This window comes from Pseudomonas sp. LTGT-11-2Z (assembly GCF_003691445.1).
Lineage (GTDB): Bacteria > Pseudomonadota > Gammaproteobacteria > Pseudomonadales > Pseudomonadaceae > Aquipseudomonas > Aquipseudomonas monteilii.
In genome coordinates this window covers 1,763,467-1,780,972 of record NZ_CP033104.1, presented here as the reverse complement: position 1 = coordinate 1,780,972, position 17,506 = coordinate 1,763,467, and the positions used below count along the sequence as shown (strand labels likewise).

Annotated in this window: 19 protein-coding genes; 7 read left to right on the top strand and 12 right to left on the bottom strand. The window is 62.8% G+C overall.

All coding sequences use genetic code 11. The annotated features are described in order from the left end of the window. Window positions 1-45: 45 nt before the first annotated feature. From D8767_RS08405 to D8767_RS08395, 3 genes are read right to left on the bottom strand one after another with little or no spacing between them, the layout of a single operon-like run. Window positions 46-567, bottom strand: a complete 522-nt coding sequence (locus D8767_RS08405; protein ID WP_016711935.1) for a DUF2937 family protein — start codon at window positions 565-567, stop codon at window positions 46-48. 9 nt (window positions 568-576) lie between these two features. Beyond that, on the bottom strand, window positions 577-1,350 hold the full coding sequence (locus D8767_RS08400) for a class II glutamine amidotransferase (RefSeq protein WP_016711936.1): 774 nt from the start codon (window positions 1,348-1,350) through the stop codon (window positions 577-579). A gap of 17 nt (window positions 1,351-1,367) precedes the next feature. Then, entirely contained in the window at window positions 1,368-1,865 is a 498-nt protein-coding gene (locus D8767_RS08395) for a hypothetical protein (protein ID WP_016711937.1), read from the bottom strand. A 92-nt stretch (window positions 1,866-1,957) separates the two neighbouring features. On the opposite strand from D8767_RS08395, the gene D8767_RS08390 reads away from it, so the two are divergent. Continuing rightward, window positions 1,958-4,000 carry a S9 family peptidase gene (locus tag D8767_RS08390; protein WP_016711938.1) on the top strand — a complete coding sequence of 681 codons (2,043 nt, stop codon included), beginning with the start codon at window positions 1,958-1,960 and terminating at the stop codon, window positions 3,998-4,000. A gap of 102 nt (window positions 4,001-4,102) precedes the next feature. Here D8767_RS08390 and D8767_RS08385 read toward each other — a convergent pair whose 3' ends face one another. After that, window positions 4,103-4,381 (bottom strand): hypothetical protein, encoded by a 279-nt coding sequence (locus tag D8767_RS08385; RefSeq protein ID WP_016711939.1) that lies wholly within the window; start codon window positions 4,379-4,381, stop codon window positions 4,103-4,105. A gap of 132 nt (window positions 4,382-4,513) precedes the next feature. Here D8767_RS08385 and D8767_RS08380 point away from each other — a divergent pair, with 132 nt between their 5' ends. The 3 genes from D8767_RS08380 (at window position 4,514) to D8767_RS08370 (ending at window position 5,951) form a co-directional block, all read left to right on the top strand. Then, window positions 4,514-4,885 carry a YajD family HNH nuclease gene (locus D8767_RS08380; protein ID WP_016711940.1) on the top strand — a complete coding sequence of 124 codons (372 nt, stop codon included), beginning with the start codon at window positions 4,514-4,516 and terminating at the stop codon, window positions 4,883-4,885. Between the two features lie 71 nt (window positions 4,886-4,956). After that, complete coding sequence (locus D8767_RS08375) at window positions 4,957-5,427, top strand: RNA methyltransferase (RefSeq protein WP_016711941.1); 471 nt, start codon at window positions 4,957-4,959, stop codon at window positions 5,425-5,427. A 194-nt stretch (window positions 5,428-5,621) separates the two neighbouring features. After that, a complete protein-coding gene (locus tag D8767_RS08370) occupies window positions 5,622-5,951 on the top strand; it encodes a DUF2892 domain-containing protein (RefSeq protein ID WP_016711942.1) in 330 nt (109 codons plus the stop codon). Window positions 5,952-6,002: 51 nt separating this feature from the next. Here the strand turns inward: D8767_RS08370 and D8767_RS08365 are convergent, their stop codons facing one another. After that, window positions 6,003-7,211 carry a hypothetical protein gene (locus tag D8767_RS08365; protein ID WP_016711943.1) on the bottom strand — a complete coding sequence of 403 codons (1,209 nt, stop codon included), beginning with the start codon at window positions 7,209-7,211 and terminating at the stop codon, window positions 6,003-6,005. A 41-nt stretch (window positions 7,212-7,252) separates the two neighbouring features. Next, window positions 7,253-7,702, bottom strand: coding sequence for a YcgN family cysteine cluster protein (locus tag D8767_RS08360; protein ID WP_028700257.1), 450 nt, complete (start codon window positions 7,700-7,702; stop codon window positions 7,253-7,255). Between the two features lie 143 nt (window positions 7,703-7,845). On the opposite strand from D8767_RS08360, the gene D8767_RS08355 reads away from it, so the two are divergent. Further along, window positions 7,846-8,439 (top strand): nitroreductase family protein, encoded by a 594-nt coding sequence (locus tag D8767_RS08355; protein WP_016711945.1) that lies wholly within the window; start codon window positions 7,846-7,848, stop codon window positions 8,437-8,439. A gap of 68 nt (window positions 8,440-8,507) precedes the next feature. On the opposite strand, the gene D8767_RS08350 is transcribed toward D8767_RS08355, so the two are convergent. From D8767_RS08350 to D8767_RS08335, 4 genes are all read right to left on the bottom strand, one after another. Further along, window positions 8,508-9,440, bottom strand: a complete 933-nt coding sequence (locus tag D8767_RS08350; RefSeq protein WP_063977624.1) for a D-2-hydroxyacid dehydrogenase — start codon at window positions 9,438-9,440, stop codon at window positions 8,508-8,510. A gap of 2 nt (window positions 9,441-9,442) precedes the next feature. After that, on the bottom strand, window positions 9,443-9,736 hold the full coding sequence (locus D8767_RS08345; protein ID WP_016711947.1) for a YcgL domain-containing protein: 294 nt from the start codon (window positions 9,734-9,736) through the stop codon (window positions 9,443-9,445). Further along, on the bottom strand, window positions 9,733-10,866 hold the full coding sequence (gene rnd / locus D8767_RS08340) for a ribonuclease D (protein ID WP_016711948.1): 1,134 nt from the start codon (window positions 10,864-10,866) through the stop codon (window positions 9,733-9,735). Before rnd ends, D8767_RS08345 begins: the two co-directional genes overlap by 4 nt. Before the next feature lie 101 nt (window positions 10,867-10,967). Next, complete coding sequence (locus tag D8767_RS08335; RefSeq protein ID WP_016711949.1) at window positions 10,968-12,605, bottom strand: phosphoethanolamine transferase; 1,638 nt, start codon at window positions 12,603-12,605, stop codon at window positions 10,968-10,970. A gap of 252 nt (window positions 12,606-12,857) precedes the next feature. On the opposite strand from D8767_RS08335, the gene D8767_RS08330 reads away from it, so the two are divergent. Next, entirely contained in the window at window positions 12,858-13,094 is a 237-nt protein-coding gene (locus D8767_RS08330; protein WP_016711950.1) for a YdcH family protein, read from the top strand. A gap of 61 nt (window positions 13,095-13,155) precedes the next feature. Here D8767_RS08330 and D8767_RS08325 read toward each other — a convergent pair whose 3' ends face one another. After that, on the bottom strand, window positions 13,156-14,337 hold the full coding sequence (locus D8767_RS08325) for a PLP-dependent aspartate aminotransferase family protein (protein WP_063977623.1): 1,182 nt from the start codon (window positions 14,335-14,337) through the stop codon (window positions 13,156-13,158). A 91-nt stretch (window positions 14,338-14,428) separates the two neighbouring features. Here D8767_RS08325 and D8767_RS08320 point away from each other — a divergent pair, with 91 nt between their 5' ends. Continuing rightward, a complete protein-coding gene (locus tag D8767_RS08320; protein ID WP_016498365.1) occupies window positions 14,429-14,890 on the top strand; it encodes an Lrp/AsnC family transcriptional regulator in 462 nt (153 codons plus the stop codon). Window positions 14,891-14,946: 56 nt separating this feature from the next. On the opposite strand, the gene D8767_RS08315 is transcribed toward D8767_RS08320, so the two are convergent. Then, window positions 14,947-17,277 (bottom strand): FdhF/YdeP family oxidoreductase, encoded by a 2,331-nt coding sequence (locus D8767_RS08315; RefSeq protein ID WP_016711952.1) that lies wholly within the window; start codon window positions 17,275-17,277, stop codon window positions 14,947-14,949. Window positions 17,278-17,506 lie beyond the last annotated feature (229 nt).

Sequence of the window (17,506 nt, the reverse complement as noted above, 5' to 3'; positions counted from 1 at the left end):
CTGTTCGCCGTTAGGTTTTCCTCGCCTGTGAGATCGAGGCGAACGTCAGCGCCAGCTCTCTTTCACCGCGCCACGCCGCCCGCCCAGGATCACCCAGCCAATCCCCAGCAACAGGCTCTCAACCACAAAGGCCAGCACAAACCCGGCCCCGACACCCCAGCCGACCGCCTCGGGGACCAACAGAATCTGGTAGCTGTAGCCATTCAGCGTTTCTTCCCGCAACTGCGGATCAGCCTGCATCAGCACATGCCAGGTACGCTGCGCCCACGGCCCTTGCAGCGCTTGCCATTCGTTTTCCAGCAGTTCGTTGCGGATCATCAGGCTTTCGATGCTGTTGGCATCACTGTTGAACACCGGGTCGTCACTGCTGCGGTAATGCTGCAGCAGCGCCTGCAAGTCGCCCTTGAAAAAACGCTCGGCCGTTTGCCGGAAGCCATCCAGCGCCTCGCGCGATTCGAACAGGTGCGCCTCGACCCGCTGGCTGTAGTCCTTGACCAGCCCCGGGACCTGAATACCGGCCAGCAGGCCGAAGGTGAACAGCAGCAACCGCAGGTAACTTCTGAACATGCAGCGTCCTTAGCTCTGGCCGTGCGCCACGCACTCGCCGTGCCGCCACAGGGCCCACTGACCCGGCTCGTAGCGCTGCCAGGTCTCATTTTCGGTCAGGGCCTCGGTCGCGATCACTGTGACCACGTCGTTGGGGGTGGTTTCGGTATGGAAATCGACGATCAGGTCGACATCCTTCAACCGCGCGGCACCAAAAGGCGCACGTCGGGTAATGTGTACCAGCTTGGTCGAGCAGAAGCAGAACAGCCAGTCGCCATCACTGAGCATGCAGTTGAACACGCCCTGGCCACGGTAGCCGGCACAGGCTTCGACCAGCACCGGCAGCAGCTGTTCCACCGGCACCGGCTCGGGGAACGCACTGCGGATGCGGTTGAGCAGGTCGCAGAAGGCCGCTTCGCTGTCGGTGTCGCCGACCGGCCGGTAGAAACTGGCCAGGCCTTTGAAGTCGCCCAGCTGGCCGTTGTGCGCGAAGCACCAGTTGCGGCCCCACATTTCCCGCACGAACGGGTGGGTGTTGGACAAGCACACCCGGCCGACGTTGGCCTGGCGGATATGGCCGATCACCACCTCGCTCTTGATCGGGTAGCGCTGCACCAGGTTGGCCACCTCCGATTCGCTGCTAGCTGCCGGGTCCTGGAACAGGCGCAGACCACGGCCTTCGTAAAAGCCGATGCCCCAGCCGTCACGGTGCGGGCCAGTACGCCCGCCGCGCTGCATCAGACCGGTGAAGCTGAAAACGATATCGGTAGGGACGTTGGCACTCATGCCCAGCAGTTCGCACATAGGCGTGTCTCCTGCGCTTACAGACGGGGCTCGACCCGGCCATTGCCGCGCGGTGCGGCAGGGCGTGGGTCGTCGCGGTAACGGTCACCGCGATCGGCAGCCAAGGGCGCTTGGGCGGAGAGCTGGTCATCTTCGGTCGCCTGGCGCTGGGCAGCAGCCTCGGCTTGCGCACGGCGCTCGCGGGCGCGCTTTTCCAGTGGCCAGCGCAGCAACACGAAGAGGAAATACAGGCCGAAGGCGATCATGCCGTACATGGCGAAGTCGGAAACCGCACGCCAGGCGTTGTTGCCGACCTTGAACGCGACATCCAGGGCCGTGATGGCGATGGCCGGGGCGAAGCTGTCCTTGACCGGGTCGACCACGGTCGGGGTCAGCAACAGCACCGCCAGCACCACCCGCAGCGGTTCGCGCAGCCAGCGCCACATCCAGCCGGTGAGCTTGAAGCCCACCAGCAGGCAGCCCAAAGCGGCCACAGCGTACAGGCCCCAGGCGAAGGTGTAGTCGTTCTCGGTCATGGTGTTCGTGCAAGCCAGGCAAAGAGACGCCTATGATAAACACTTTTCCGGGCGCAGACAGTGTTTGCCTGTCCCTAGCCAAGAGATCACCAATGCCCAACAAGCCCCAGCCGCCCATCGCCCACGCCGACAACACCAGCGACCCGTACGCCTGGCTGCAACAGCGCGACACCCCCGAGGTGCTCGCCTACCTGCAAGCCGAAAACGCCTACCAGGAAGCCTGCCTGGCTGACCAGGCCCCCTTGCGCGAGCAACTGTTCGAAGAAATCAAGGGCCGCATCCAGGAAACCGACCTGTCGCTGCCGTCTCCCTGGGGCCCTTACCTCTATTACACCCGCACCACCGCTGGCGACGAATACCCACGCCATTACCGCTGCCCTCGTCCGGCCGACGACGCCAATACGGTCGATGAAAGCCAGGAGCAACTGCTGCTCGACCCCAACGCCTTGGCCAAGGGTGGTTTCCTGTCGCTGGGCGCCTTCAACGTCAGCCCCGACCACCGCCTGCTGGCCTACAGCCTCGACACCAGCGGCGACGAAATCTACACCCTGTACGTCAAAGACCTGGCCAACGGCAACGTCACTGCCCTGCCCTTCGACGACTGCGACGGCAGCCTGACCTGGGCCAACGACAGCCAGACGCTGTTCTTCGCCGAACTGGATGACACCCACCGGCCATGGCGCCTGCGCCGCCACACCCTGGGCAACGACGGTGCCCAGACCGTGTTCGAAGAGCCCGACGGGCGCTTTTTCCTGCACTGCTACCGCACCAGCTCCGAGCGCCAGTTGGTGCTGCTGCTGAACAGCAAAACCACCAGCGAAGCCTGGGTACTGGACGCCGAAACTCCACAGGCGCCGTTTACCTGCCTGGCCCCGCGTGTCGAAGGCCACGAGTACTTCCCCGACCACGGTCAGCTCGATGGCGAATGGCGCTGGTTTATCCGCACCAACCAGGACGGCATCAACTTTGCCCTGTACCACGCACCGGCCAAACCCGTACCAAGCCGTCAGCAATGGCAGGTGCTGGTGGCACACCGCGACACGATCATGCTCGAAGGCCTCAGCCTGAACGCCAGCGCCCTGACCCTGAGCCTGCGCGAAGGCGGCCTGCCGATCATCGAAGTACGCCCGCAGGCTCTGCCGGCCTATCGCGTCGAACTCCCAGACGCGGCCTACAGCCTGTACGTGCAGGACAGCCTGGAGTTCGCCAGCACCCGCGTACGCCTGCGCTACGAGGCACTCAACCGCCCAGCCCAGGTGCGCCAGCTGGAGCTGGCCACAGGCGCCCAGGCCGTGCTCAAGCAAACCCCTGTACTGGGTGCGTTCAATGCCGATGACTATGTGAGTGAGCGCCTGTGGGCAAGCGCAGCAGACGGCACCCGGGTGCCGATCAGCCTGGTGCGTCGCCGCCAGGACCTGGGCAAGACCGTGCCACTCTACTTGTACGGTTACGGTGCCTACGGCGAAAGCCTCGACCCGTGGTTCTCCCATGCGCGTCTGAGCCTGCTGGAGCGCGGCGTGGCCTTTGCGATCGCCCATGTGCGTGGCGGCGGTGAACTGGGTGAGGCCTGGTACCGCGCCGGCAAGCAGGAGCACAAACACAACACCTTCAGCGACTTCATCGCCTGTGCGGAGCATCTGATCGCCGAGGGCGTGACCACTTCTGACCGCCTGGCCATCAGTGGCGGCAGTGCCGGTGGCCTGCTGATGGGCGCGGTGCTCAACCTGCGCCCCGAGCTGTTCCGCTGTGCAATTGCCGAAGTGCCGTTCGTCGACGTGCTCAATACCATGCTCGACCCCGAGCTGCCGCTGACCGTGACCGAGTACGACGAATGGGGCAACCCTGAAGAGCCCGAGGTGTATGAGCGGATCAAGGCGTATGCGCCGTATGAGAACGTGAAAGCCCAGGCCTACCCGGCGATGCTGGTGGTGGCGGGTTACAACGACAGCCGCGTGCAGTACTGGGAAGCGGCCAAATGGGTGGCGCGGTTGCGTACCCGCAAGACCGACAGCAACCTGCTGCTGCTCAAGACCGAGATGGGTGCTGGCCATGGGGGCATGAGCGGCCGGTACCAGGGGCTCAAGGATGTGGCGCTGGAATATGCGTTCGTGTTTGGCGAGCTGGGTATGGTGTGAGGTTTGGAGGGTTCGCCGATAGGTTTTCTGCGCCTGTGAAACCGAGCGCCGCCCGCGCGGCGCTCGATCTCACAGGCGCCAAAAAACTAAAGCCGTATAGCCCTAATCATCCTGCACCGCCGGCTTCGGCGGCTCCTGCCGTAGCCCCGGCAATGGCTGGTCCTTCGGTGGCCCCGGCACCGGCATGGGCGGCAACAGCGGCGCCCCCGGCTGGCTGTCATAGGCCTTGGGCGGCGTACTCGGGGTTATCTGCGGATATGGCGTGGGCGTCGGCGTACCCGGTGCACCAGGCACAGGCGTCGTCAACCGGGGTGGCGTGCTTGCCGCTTCGGCCAGCGGCAAGCCAGCCAACAACAACACGGTGAGGATCGCGTGAACCATCAGCAACCTCCTGTCGGGAACCTTCCTACAGGCTACGCCTAAATCAAAGCTTTCGCCTGTCCGCCCGCCCTGCAAGCGCGCTAGACTCAATGACATAACCGTCATTTGCCTGATCAGAACAAAGGAAACACCATGAGCTCCACCTCTTCCGCCGCCGCCACCGCGCGCCTCGACCGCATCCTGGCCGATGCCAAGCGTGACAAGGAAATGGGCTACCGCGACAAGGCCCTGAGAATGTACCCGCACGTGTGCGGCCGCTGCGCCCGCGAGTTCTCTGGCAAGCGCCTGAGCGAGCTGACCGTGCACCACCGCGACCACAACCACGACAACAACCCGCAGGACGGCTCCAACTGGGAACTGCTGTGCCTGTACTGCCACGACAACGAGCACTCGCGCTACACCGACCAGCAGTACTTCAGCGAAGGCTCCACCAGCACCCCGAGCATCGCCAAGGCCACCCACAACCCGTTCGCCGGGCTGGCGGGCATGTTGAAGAAAGACTGACCATCGATTCGCCCCCCGCTGCTACCGGGCAGCCCGTATAATCGCGCTTTTTTCGCGAAGGGCCCCGGTACGTGGCAAACAAACGATACAGCTGCATCGGCCTGTTCAACCCTAAGTCGCCAGAAAACGTCGGCTCGGTGATGCGCGCGGCGGGCTGCTACGGCGTCAATTCGGTGTTCTACACCGGCAAACGCTACGAACGCGCGCGTGACTTCGTCACCGACACCAAGCGCGTGCATTACGACATTCCCCTGATCGGCATCGACGACCTGCAACGCATCATCCCGCTGGGCTGCACACCGGTGGCGGTGGAGCTGGTGGAGGGTGCGCGGCCATTGCCCGAATACACCCACCCGGACCGCGCCATCTACATCTTCGGGCCAGAGGACGGCTCGTTGAGCGAGGATGTGCGGGGCTGGTGTGAAGAGACCATCTACATACCGACCGAAGGTTGCATGAACCTTGCGGCGACGGTGAATGTGGTGTTGTACGACCGCATGGCCAAGGGGCTGAATACCCGCTCGGGGCCGAAGTTCAAGTAATAAAAAGGCCGCCACTGCAATAGCAGGGCGGCCAGGTGCCGAACTCCGTCAGAACAGCACCGGTCTTGCTCTTCTGGATCGAAACCCAGCGTGGATGAGCCTTCTGCACGACACGGGATGTCGCCGGGCGCACCGACTGAACCCTGGCGAGGGTAAAAGGGTCAGCTGCTTACACTTCACAAGGAGGCATTGCCATGCTCGATATCCATAACGCGAAGCACAATGTCCATGGCCTGGAACGGGTCGGCTCGCTGGCCGGTGGCGCGTTGATGTTCAGCAAGGGGCTGCGCCATGGCGGCCTGATTGGTTTGCTGCAAATGGTGGTGGGAGGCGTTGCGGTGGCACGCGGGGTCAGCGGGCATTGCTCCACCAAGGCGTGGTGGCAGCGGCATCGCCAGGAATATCACCGGTTGCGTTCGGACATAGAACGCAGCGCGGCGGAGCTGGAAGCGTTGAAGGCCAGTGCCAAGGCGGCGACCAGAGGGGTGTCGGTGACTGGGCAGGATCCGTTGGCTGGACGTTGATTTCTGTACTGCCTGTACCCGCGAAGAGGCCGGTACAGGCGATAGAGATATCTAGCGCAACGACTTGCTCTGCAACACCTCGGACTCGCGCCCCAGCACGTTCTCGCTGATTTGCACGAAGTCTTCGGTACTCACGCTGGGCAGACGCATCAACCCGCGTACTACATCGTCCAGCGAACGCTTGGCCTGGGTATGGATACGGATTTCCTTGTCCAGTGCCTGCAACAGCATCACCCCACGTGCCACCTGGGCAGGGCTGGCGCGTTCACCCTTGAGCCGGGTTACCTTGGCGCCCTGTTTGCTCAGGCGTGCCTGCCAGGCCTGGTAACGGTCATCGCTCACCCCGCCCGAACGGCGCAGCAACTCGCTGGCGTAGTAGTCGGTCAGGCTTTCCACCAGCCAGTCACTGCCGTCACGCCCATGGATCTGCGCAAACAACTGAACCACTTCGCGCAGCAACGGGCTGCTGCCGTTCTCGCTTACCATCGGCCGGGCGCTGTGCAGGTACAGCGAACCCTGTGCCGCCATTGCACCACGCCACATGCCGTCACGGGCACCGACCAGCAGCAGCTTCGGCGGATTGCGCGGGAACACCGCCTGCAACTGCGGCCATACGAACGTCAGCAGGGTCAGGCTGTCCATACGCCGCATACCCTGCCCCACCGGTGCGGCCACGGTGACCTCGGTATCGCCCAGGCGAGCACGGCGGCTGCCCAGGTCGCCGGCCAGCATCCAGCCAGTGGGGCGGTCGAACAGGCGCGAAACGTTGTCGATGCGGAACTTGTCCTTGCCGATGCGCGGCCAGGAGGTCTCGATACTCTTCCAGCCCTCGGGCAGGTCGAACGCCAGGCGTGCCACCAGCTCGGTGCCATCCTGCTGATCAAGGCGCGCGGGCGGCACCAGCTGGTCACCGAGGAACAACGCCCAGTGCGGGGTAACACGCGAAGAATAGGCACCGCTGGCGAGCTTCTGGTCCAACTGCACGCGGTAGCTGAGACTGGTCTTGCCGGCCGCCGGCTGCCACACACCGCGCTGCCCCTGCAGTTGCCATTGGCCATCGGCCTGGAAGCCGCTGTAGGCCCCGGCCTTGCCCAGGTCGAAGTCCAGGCTGCGCACGGCGCTGCCTTCGGCCAATGTGAGGCGGACTTCAGCCTGGCCACTGGCAGGCAACAAACGCACCTGGTAGTCGAGGTCGACCTTTTTCGCCCAGGCCGGCGAACTGGCCATCAGGCCCAACAACAGCAACAGCTGGCAACGCATACAGAAACTCCTTGTTTCCCCGTGGCAGCGGGCCGCTCCGGTCAGCTGGCGCGGAAGATCAGGTGGTCTTCCCAGTCGTCTTCGTGCACATCGTGTTCACTGAGCATACGCCCCGACTGGGAAATGCGCTGTTCATGGACTTGCTGGCGGTCGCCGCAGACCAGGTGGTGCCAGGCGGGCAAGTCCTTGCCCTCGCTGACCAAGCGGTAACCGCAGGTACTTGGCAGCCACTTGAATTGGTCGGCCTTGCCCGGAGTGAGCTGGATGCAGTCCGGCACGTGGGCGAAGCGGTTGGGATAGTCGCTGCACTGGCAGGTGTGCAGGTCCAGCAGCTTGCAGGCGATGCGCGTGTAATAGACGCTGTTGTCGTCCTCGTCCTCAAGCTTTTGCAGGCAGCACAGGCCGCAGCCGTCGCACAGCGACTCCCACTCTGGCGGGCTGAGTTGTTCGAGGGTCTTGCGCCGCCAGAACGGCGCGTTTTCAGCGATCATCACACGGTTTCCTGCATTCATCGTTGGGCCACGGCGCGCGGCGGCGCCAGTCTAGAGCCTGACCTTGCGCAAAGCCAGACCGCTTGTCAGTCGCGACGGGACTCAGTAGCGTGCGGGTTTCCCGTCCTTTTGCAGGAGCTGTCATGAGCGCCAACCCTCGCATTGCCGATTACGCCATCAACGAGCAGTTCATCAACCGCTGGTCGCCGCGTGCTTTCACCGCCGAGCCGATCAGCGAAGAGACCCTGCTGAGCTTCCTGGAAGCCGCCCGTTGGGCTCCGTCGGCGTACAACTCGCAGCCTTGGCGCTTCCTGTATGCCCGCCGCGACACGCCAAACTGGGAGCGTTACCTGAACCTGCTGGTGCCGTTCAACCGCAGCTGGGCACAACAGGCCTCGGCACTGGTGCTGATCATTTCCAAGACCACCTTCGCCGCCCCGGGCGCCACGGAGGAAAAGCCGGCCCTGTGGCATACCTTCGACACCGGTTCCGCCTGGGGACACCTGGCCCTGCAGGCCAGCATCAGCGGCTGGCACACCCATGGCATGGCCGGCTTCGACCAGGACCTGGCGCGTCAGGAGCTGAAGGTTCCTGAAGGTTATGTGCTGCATGCCATGGTGGCGATCGGCAAACTGGGTGACAAGGCCAGCCTGGATGAGGCGTTGCAGGCACGTGAAGTGCCGAGCCCGCGCAAACCATTGAGCGAGCTGGCTGCCGAGGGTGATTTCAGCCTGTAAGCCCTGTGATGGCCTTACTGGCCTTTTCGCGAGCATGCCCGCGAAAAGGCCAGTACAGGCACTACAAATCAATAGCCCCGGGCAAAATCCACTTCACCCCGCAACCCCTGCCCCGCTTCATACGCCTGCATATTCTCGACAAACAGCCGCACCATCGCCGCCGGCGAGGTGGGTGCCGAGCTGTGTCCGGTCAGCAGCAAGCCCCAGGCGGTCCAGAACGGGTGCTGTTTAGGCAGTGGTTCCTGGCGGCACACATCGATCACCGCACCGGCCAGATGCCCTTCCTTCAGCGCCTCGACCAGGTCCGCATCCACCACCGCCGCGCCTCGCCCGGCATTGATGAACAGCGTGCTCGGCTGGAAGCACTTGAACAGCGCCGCGTCATACAGGTCATGGGTCGCCGGGGTATCCGGCAACAGGTTGAGCACGTAGTCGACCTGGCCAACCATGCGCGGCAAGTCGGCCAGTGCCGCCACCTCGACGAACGGTGCCTGCTCCCGGGCACTGCTGGCAACCCCATACAACACCACACCAAACGGCTGCAGGAACTCGGCTACGCGCTGGCCAATATCGCCGGTGCCCACGATCAGCACCTTGCGCCCTTCCAGCGTACGTCCTGGGCGAGCGTCCCAGCGCCGCTCCACCTGGCTGACCAGGCGCGACAGCACCTCGCGTTCGTGGCCGAGCATGTAGGTAAGCATGTACTCGGCCATCACCTGGCCGAAGATGCCTACTGCGCGGGTCAGCCGATAGTCACGCGGCAAGCCATCGGCCAGCAACGGCGTGATACCCGCCCAGGTCGACTGCATCCAGTCCGGTTTGTGGCCTTGGCGCAGCAAGCTCGCCAGCAGGTCCGGCTGGCCCAGCCACACCTTGCACTGTGGTGCCTGGCGGGCCAGTTCGGCGGAATCACCGCTGGTCAGTACTTCCACATCAGGCGCGCCTTCACGCAAAAGCGCGGCGTAACGAGCATGATCATGCTCAGCAATCAGTACGCGCATGGTCAGACCGGGTCGTTTCGGCGCAGCAGCTCTTCAGGCAGGTGCTCGATGTACTCGTCTTCCGCTGGCGGCATCTGCAGGTGGTAGCCCTGGTTGTCGAGGTTCTCCAGCACCTTGGCGATGTCCTCGCGGGCCAGCTTGCGCTCCGGGGTGAGCACCAGGTCGAAGGCATGCACAGGGGTGCCGAAGAATGGCAGCAGGCCTTCCGGCACGCGCTCCAGGCCCTCGGCCTTGAGCACATACAGGTACATTTCGTTCTTGCGGGGGCTCTTGTAGATCGAGCAAATGCGTTTCATCGGGTCTCTCCGGCACCTGCAAGGCTGTCCAGCAGGGCCTGGCCCATACGCTCACGGCGCCAGCCGCGCAGCGAATCGGGCAGTTGATAAGGGCCATTGGGGTAGCCACTCTTGAGCAGCGCTTCCAGGGCTTTTTTGCGCAGCATCAGCTCGGGGGCGATCCCCAGGCGCTCGCCTTCGGCCTGGCCGATGGCACGCAGCTGCTTGAGGATGCCGGCGGCCTCAATCGGCAGCGGCTCGGGCAAAGGCGCGGGCCACTGCTCGGCAGGCAGGCTGGCGGCGCGCTGGATCAGCTTGATCAGGCACTCACCGTCCTGACGAATGGTGCGCGGGTGCATCTCGTCGATCTTGGCCAGCGCCGACAGGTTGTTCGGCTGGCTCTTGGCCATGGGCCACAGCGAGTGCTCCTTGAGGATGCGGTTGCGCGGCACATCGCGGCTACGGGCTTCACGCTCGCGCCAGGCGCACAGCTCTCGCAACACCGCCAGTTGCTGGGGGGCCAGCTTCCAGGCGAGCTTGACGTCGCGGTACAGGGTCTCGGGCTCGACCTCACGGCGCAACGCAGCCACCAGCTCGGCGCCGTCTTCCAGCACCCAGGCGTACTTGTCGTCGCTCAGGCGCGGGCGCAAGACGGTGAACAGCTCGGCCAGGTGCACGGCATCTTCGGCGGCATAGCTGACCTGAGTGTCGGAGAGCGGGCGCTGCAGCCAGTCGGAGCGGGTTTCGCCCTTGGGCAGCTCGATACCCAGCACCTCCTGCACCAGGCGCGAATAGCCCATGGAGAAGCCCAGGTTCAGGTAGCCAGCTGCCAACTGGGTGTCGAACAGCGGCTGCGGCAGCTTGCCGGTCAGGCGCAACAGCACTTCGAGGTCTTCGCTGCAGGCGTGCAGCACCTTGACCACACCGCTGTCTTCGAGCAAATCGGCCAAGGGTTGCCAGTTACCGATCAGCAACGGGTCGATCAGGTAGGCCCGCTGGCCGTCGCCGATCTGGATCAGCCCGGCTTTCGGGTAGAAAGTGTCAACCCGCATGAATTCGGTGTCGACAGCGACAAAAGGCAGTTGGTGCCAGTCGCGGCAGTGTTCGGCCAGGCTCAGGTCGTCACGGATCCAGTGAATTTCGATGGCCACAAGGCTCTCCCACTAACATTGGCGCGCAGTATATACGGCGCGGGCACTGCTGGTGAAACCCGGGCCATCCTTGATATCGATAAGTGGTGGTATTGTGTGGGTCAGCGTTTAGCCGCCAACCACGGACGGCAGCTGGCAAACATGTCCAGCGACTGCTGATACACCTCGGTGCGCACCTGCAACAGGCCGAGCATGGAGTGGAAAAGGTTGTCCTGCGACAGCGGCGCGTCGTTGAGCTTGGCCAGGCAGTCGGTGTCGATGCCGAAATCCTCTTTGTAGCTGTCGGAGAACCAGGTCAGCAATGGCACGTGCTTCTGCTGTTCCGGGGCGATGGCGTAAGGCGTGCCGTGCAGGAACAGGTTGTACTCACCCAGCGACTCGCCATGGTCGGACAGGTAAATCATCGCGGTGTCGACCTTGTCCTGTTTGCTGCGCAGGGTGTCGATCAGCGACGCCAGTACCTTGTCGGTGTAGGCCAGGGTGTTGTCGTAACCGTTGATGATGTCCTGCTCGCTGCACTGGTTCAGCGCGTTGCTCTGGCACACCGGCGTGAAGCGCTCACTGTCACTTGGGTAGCGCTTGAAATATTCCGGGCCGTGGCTGCCCATCTGGTGCAGCACCAGCACCGTGTCCTTGTCGAGGTTGTCGATCAGCGCGTCCAGCCCTTGCAGCAGGATCTGGTCATGGCATTCGCCATTGGCGCACAGCTGCGGGTCGTTGAGGTTGCTGACATCGATGAACTGCACACGGTCGCAGGTACCTTTGCAGCCCGACTGGTTGTCGCGCCACTGCACGGCCAGGCCGGCCCGCTGGAGGATATCCAGCAGCCCTTCGCGGTTCTTGGCCACGCGGGCATCGTATTCCTTGCGGGTCATACCCGAGAACATGCACGGCACCGAGACAGCCGTTTCCGTACCGCACGAATGCACATCGGAAAACGCCACCAGGCCCTGCTCCTTGGCTAGGTTCGGGGTGGTATTGCGGTCGTAGCCCAACACGCCAAAGTGGTCGGCCCGCGCACTTTCACCCACCACCAGCACGGTCAACGACTTGCGCTCATGCTTCTGCCAGGCGACATCACGCTTGGCATCTTCGCCATAGTGCTGGAAAGGACGCGATGCCGTACCGACGCGTTCGCTGACGTAGCCAATGGAAGCACCGACGATATTGCTGGGGGTCAACATCAGGCGCAATTCGTGGTGGTTGCGAAACAGCGAGGACAACCCTTGATAGTTGACCAGCGCCACCGAGCCCAGGGCTACCACGCAGGCGCCACTGACTACCAGCTTGCCCAGCAGCTCGCGGTGCCAGGGACGGTAGGCAATGGGCGCCTTCCACAACAGCACCGAAGGCACCACGCCCAAGCCCAGAATATACAAGCCAAACTTCAGCGAAAGCAGGTCGCGTACTTCGGTTACGTTGGTTTCTGCAATGTTGCGGAACATACCCGCATCTATAAGTACGCCGTATTGATTCATGAAGTAAGCCACACCCGCGCCACTCATGAACAACACGATAAGTATCGGCTTCAATACATACCGGAAGGCAAACAACGTGAGGATGAGATTGAAAGCGAACAACATCAGCACGGCAAACGCCAGGCTCAACCACAGCCCGGACAGGCCGGCAGGCACCACCTCTTGCAGGTGCTCCCAGAGGAACATGTTCAAGCCAATCAGCAGGTAAAGGCTGGCCAGCAGCGTGACCCATTCAGTCCGCAGGGATTTGAAGTTGAGCATTAGCGTTCGCAATCAAGAGTGATTATCAACCCCCAGGCCGGCTGGCACCGTGGGAAAGTTGGGCGAACTCTAGAAAGCGCGTCATCAATTTTTTGTGAAAAAGTTGGTAACAATTTCGTGAGGGCGCGCCTTTCGGTGATTAACGGCGCTTCATTCAGCTGCCATTCAGGCAGGCCGACATCACCGGCCTGCGCAAAGGCGGCTATCCTCAAAGGTCAGGACCTTATTGACAACCCTGACAGAGGTGAAGAAATGCCAGTTCCGCATGATCTGCTCGCTGACCTGCACGTTACCGCTGATGCATTCCAGGCGCTCATTGACAAGGACCAGACGCTGCACTCACTGCACAAGGAATACAACGCCAAGGACAAGGAGGTGGTCGCCGCCGAAGGCAACGGCACCAACGACGACACCGTCAACCGCCTGCGCAAGGAACGGTTGCTGATCAAGGACAAGATCGAACGGATCATTCATCCGCCGAAATCCTGATGGAAATGTATTGAATTCACTGGCCCCTTCGCGGGTTAACCCGCGAAGAGGCCAGCAACCCTTACACAGCTGCCGAAGCTTTCAAGGCGCCATCCAGATCCTCGATCAGATCACGGTAATCCTCGATCCCCATCGAAAGCCGCAGCAGGTTTTCGCTGATCCCCATCACCCCTTTCTGCTCCGGGCTCAGCGAGCAGTGCGACATGGTCCACGAGTGGTTGATCATGCTCTCCACCCCACCCAGCGAGTCGGCCAGCACAAAGATCTGCAACGCTTCCACCAAGCGGTTGAGCGCGGCGCGGTCGCCCTTGACCTTCATGGCCACCACCGCCCCGCCACTGCGCATCTGGCGTTTGCACAATTCGTGTTGCGAGTGGCTTTCCAGCCCCGGGTAATACACCTGCTCGATCTGCGGATGGTTTTCGAGGAAGCGCGCCACCTGCAGGGCATTGCCACACTGGCGCTCCATGCGCACATCCAGGGTTTTCAGGCCACGCAGGGCCAAGTAGCAGTCGAACGGCCCCTGCACCGCGCCAATTGCCATGCTGATGCGGCGAAGGCGCGCCAGCAGTGCATCGTTGGCCGCCACCACCACACCACCGGTGAGGTCGGAGTGGCCACCGATGTACTTGCTGGCCGAGTGCATCACCAGGTCTACGCCCAAGGTGATCGGGCGCTGGTTCCACGGCGAGCAGAAGGTATTGTCGATGCAGGTGAGGATGCCCCGGGCCTTGGCCAGGTCGCACACGGCCTTGATGTCGACCAGGTGCAGCAGCGGGTTGGTCGGCGATTCGATCCAGATCAGCTGGGTTTCCGGCTTGATGGCGGCAGCCACGGCCTCCAGGTCGTTGAGGTCGACATAGGTGGTGGTCAGGCCCGAGGTGCGGCTGCGGTAGTCTTCCAGAATACGGAAAGTGCCGCCGTACACGCCGTTCATCACCACGACATGGGCATCCTTGGGTAGCAGCTCCAGCACCGTCGCTGTAGCGTTCACGCCCGAGGCACAGGCAACCGCGCCCACGCCCTCTTCCAGCGCGGCGACACAGGTTTCGTAGGCATGTCGGGTGGGGTTGCCAACGCGGCTGTAGGAGTATTCCGGTTTGTCGTCCAGGCTACGTTTGGTGAACGAGCTGGCGGTGACGATGGCTGGGAAAATGGCGTTTTCAGCGACGCTGAACTGCTCGCCGGCGTGAATGGTACGGGTGGCGAAATTGCGCGGCTTGTCGGACATGGTCAGGCCCATTGGCAGAGTTAAGGCTGCAACTATCGCACAACCCAAATGTTCTGGCCTTGGGGTAATCTGTGAAAAATTTTCTTCACGGCCCGCGCGCGATATGGACAGTTTCGACCAGCACATTCTTACCCTGCTTCAGCGCGATGCCTCGATATCGCTCAAGGACCTGGCCGAGGCCGTCAACCTGTCCACCACGCCCTGCTGGAAGCGGGTCAAGCGCCTGGAAGAAGAAGGCTACATTCTTGGCCGCGTCGCCCTGCTCGACCCCGAACGGCTTGGCCTGGGGCTGACGGTGTTCGTCCAGCTCAAGACCCAGCGCCACGACAGCGCCTGGCTTGAGCAGTTTGCCGCGACCGTGACCGGGTTCGAAGAAGTGATGGAGTTCTATCGCATGTCCGGCGACTGGGATTACATGCTGCGGGTAGTGGTGGGGGATATTGCGGCGTATGACCGGTTCTACAAAAAGCTGATTACCCGTACCGATGGGCTGTCGAACATTACGTCCAGTTTTGCCATGGAGCAGATGAAGTACACCACAGCGTACCCGGTGCATCGATCCTGAATCGGTGCTGGATTCTTCGCGGGCAAGCCCGCGAAGAGGCCGGTACAGGTAACCAATCAGTCTACAGCCAACACCGCCGCAATCCGGTTCCCCGCCTTGGCTTTCTCAACCTTGATCGCCACAAACTTCGATGTCGGCGTATAAGTCCCCACGCCATAACTCTCCAGCGGCACCAGCGGATTGGTCTCTGGGTAATACGCCGCCGCCTGCCCTTCAGGCACGTCATACGCCACCAGGCGGAACCCCGACACCCGCCGCTCGACGCCATCCTCCCACAGCGACACCAGGTCCACATGCTCACCCGGCTCGAAGCCCAGGCGGCGAATATCGGCCTCGTTCACGAACACCACTTCCCGCAGGCCGAACACGCCGCGGTAGCGGTCGTCCAGGCCATACAGCGTGGTGTTGTACTGGTCGTGCGAACGCAGGGTCTGCAGGATCAGGTCGGGCTTGTCACCCCGCGCCAGCACCTTGGCGTTGATCAACTCCTCCGGCAGCGCGTGGGGCATGAACCGTGCCTTGCCCGTGGCCGTGCGGAAGCTGCGATCGGCGGCATTGTTACCCAGGTGGAAACCGCCCGGGCTATGCAGGCGTTCGTTGAAGCCAGTGAAACCAGGGATCACGTCGGCAATCATGTCACGAATGCGGTTGTAATCAGCCACCGCATACTCCCAGTCGATCGGCTGATTGCCCAGCGTGGCCTTGGCCATGCCGGCGATGATCCACGGCTCCGAGCGCATGTGCGGTGAACGCGGGCGCAACTGGCCGTTAGAGATGTGCACCATGCTGAAGGTGTCTTCCACGGTCACGCCTTGCGGCCCTTCGGCCTGCAGGTCGATTTCGGTCCGGCCCAGGCAGGGCAGGATCAACGCATCGCGGCCAGTCACCAGGTGCGAGCGGTTGAGCTTGGTGGAAATCTGCACGGTCAACGCGCAGTTCTGCAGCGCCGCGTGGGTGCGCGGGGTGTCCGGGGTGGCTTGGGCAAAGTTGCCGCCCAGGGCGACGAACACCTTGGCCCGCCCCTCTTCCATGGCCTTGATCGCCAGCACCGCGTTGTGCCCATGGGCACGCGGCACACGGAACTGGAAGCGTTTTTCGATGGCATCGAGCAGCGCCGGTTTGGGCTTTTCGTCGATGCCCATGGTGCGGTCGCCCTGCACGTTACTGTGGCCACGTACCGGCGACAGGCCAGCGCCGGGTTTGCCGACGTTGCCGCGCAGCAACTGCAGGTTGACGATTTCCTGCACGGTAGGCACCGAATGGCGGTGCTGGGTGACGCCCATGGCCCAGCACATGATCACCCGCTCTGCCTTGCGGTACATGCGGGCCGCCAGCTCGATCTCGGCCAAGGTCAAGCCCGACTGCTTGACGATATGCGCCCAGGAGGTGGCGTCCACTGCCGCCAGGTAGTCATCGACGCCACTGGTGTGCTCGGCGATGAAGGCATGGTCGAACACCGCCGGCTCACCGTTGGCCTGGGCTTCGCGCTCCCACTGCAACAGGAATTTGGCAATGCCACGCATGGCCGCCATGTCACCGCCCAAGGCCGGGCGGAAGTAGGCGCTGGAAGTCGGTTCGGAGCCGTTGCTGAGCATTTCGAACGGGTGCTGCGGGTGCTGGAAGCGCTCCAGGCCACGCTCTTTCAGCGGGTTGAAGCACACCACCTGAGCCCCGCGCTTGACCGCCTCACGCAGCGGTTCGAGCATGCGCGGGTGGTTGGTGCCTGGGTTCTGACCGATGACGAAGATCGCATCGGCCAGCTCCAGGTCGTGAAACACGACAGTGCCTTTGCCCACCCCGAGGGTTTCCGACATGCCTGCACCGCTGGCTTCGTGGCACATGTTCGAGCAATCGGGGAAGTTGTTGGTGCCGTAGGCGCGCACGAACAGCTGGTAGAGGAACGCCGCCTCGTTGCTGGCCCGGCCCGACGTGTAGAACTCGGCCTCGTCTGGCGACTGCAGCGCACGCAGGTGTCTGGCGACCAGCTCGAAGGCCTCCTGCCAGGTGGTTTCGACATAGTGGTCGGTGGCAGCGTCGTAGCGCATCGGGTGCGTGAGGCGGCCCTGGTATTCGAGCCAGTAGTCAGTCTGGTCCTTCAGCGCGCTGACGCTGTATTTGGCGAAGAAAGCCGGGTCAACCGAGCGGCCGGTGGCTTCCCAGTTGACCGCCTTGGCGCCGTTTTCGCAGAACTTGACCATGTCGCTTTCCGGCGACTCCCCCCAGGCACAGCCGGGGCAGTCGAAGCCGCCGTTCTGGTTGGTCTTGAGCATGGCCCGCAGGTTCTTGAAGGCATTTTCGCTGCCCAGCCAGCTTTTGGTCACGCTCTTGAGCGCTCCCCAGCCGGCGGCTGCGCCTTTGTAGTCCCTGATGTGTTCGTCCTGGCTCATGCGATGAATCCTCACGCTTCGATGCTTTTATTCAGCCTATTGAGCGTGGGGGTGGGGCGTCCAATCGAAAGATCTTACGGCGTGATAAGCGGTTTCGATCATGGGGTGGAAGCTTTGAAGCATCGGGCCTGCAGCCGTGATAGAAACCATCGATCAACCAGTCGGGCAAAGCAATTTGACGGCCCTGCGGCCAGGCTATAGCTTGGTGTGAACCCACCCCATTCGAGCG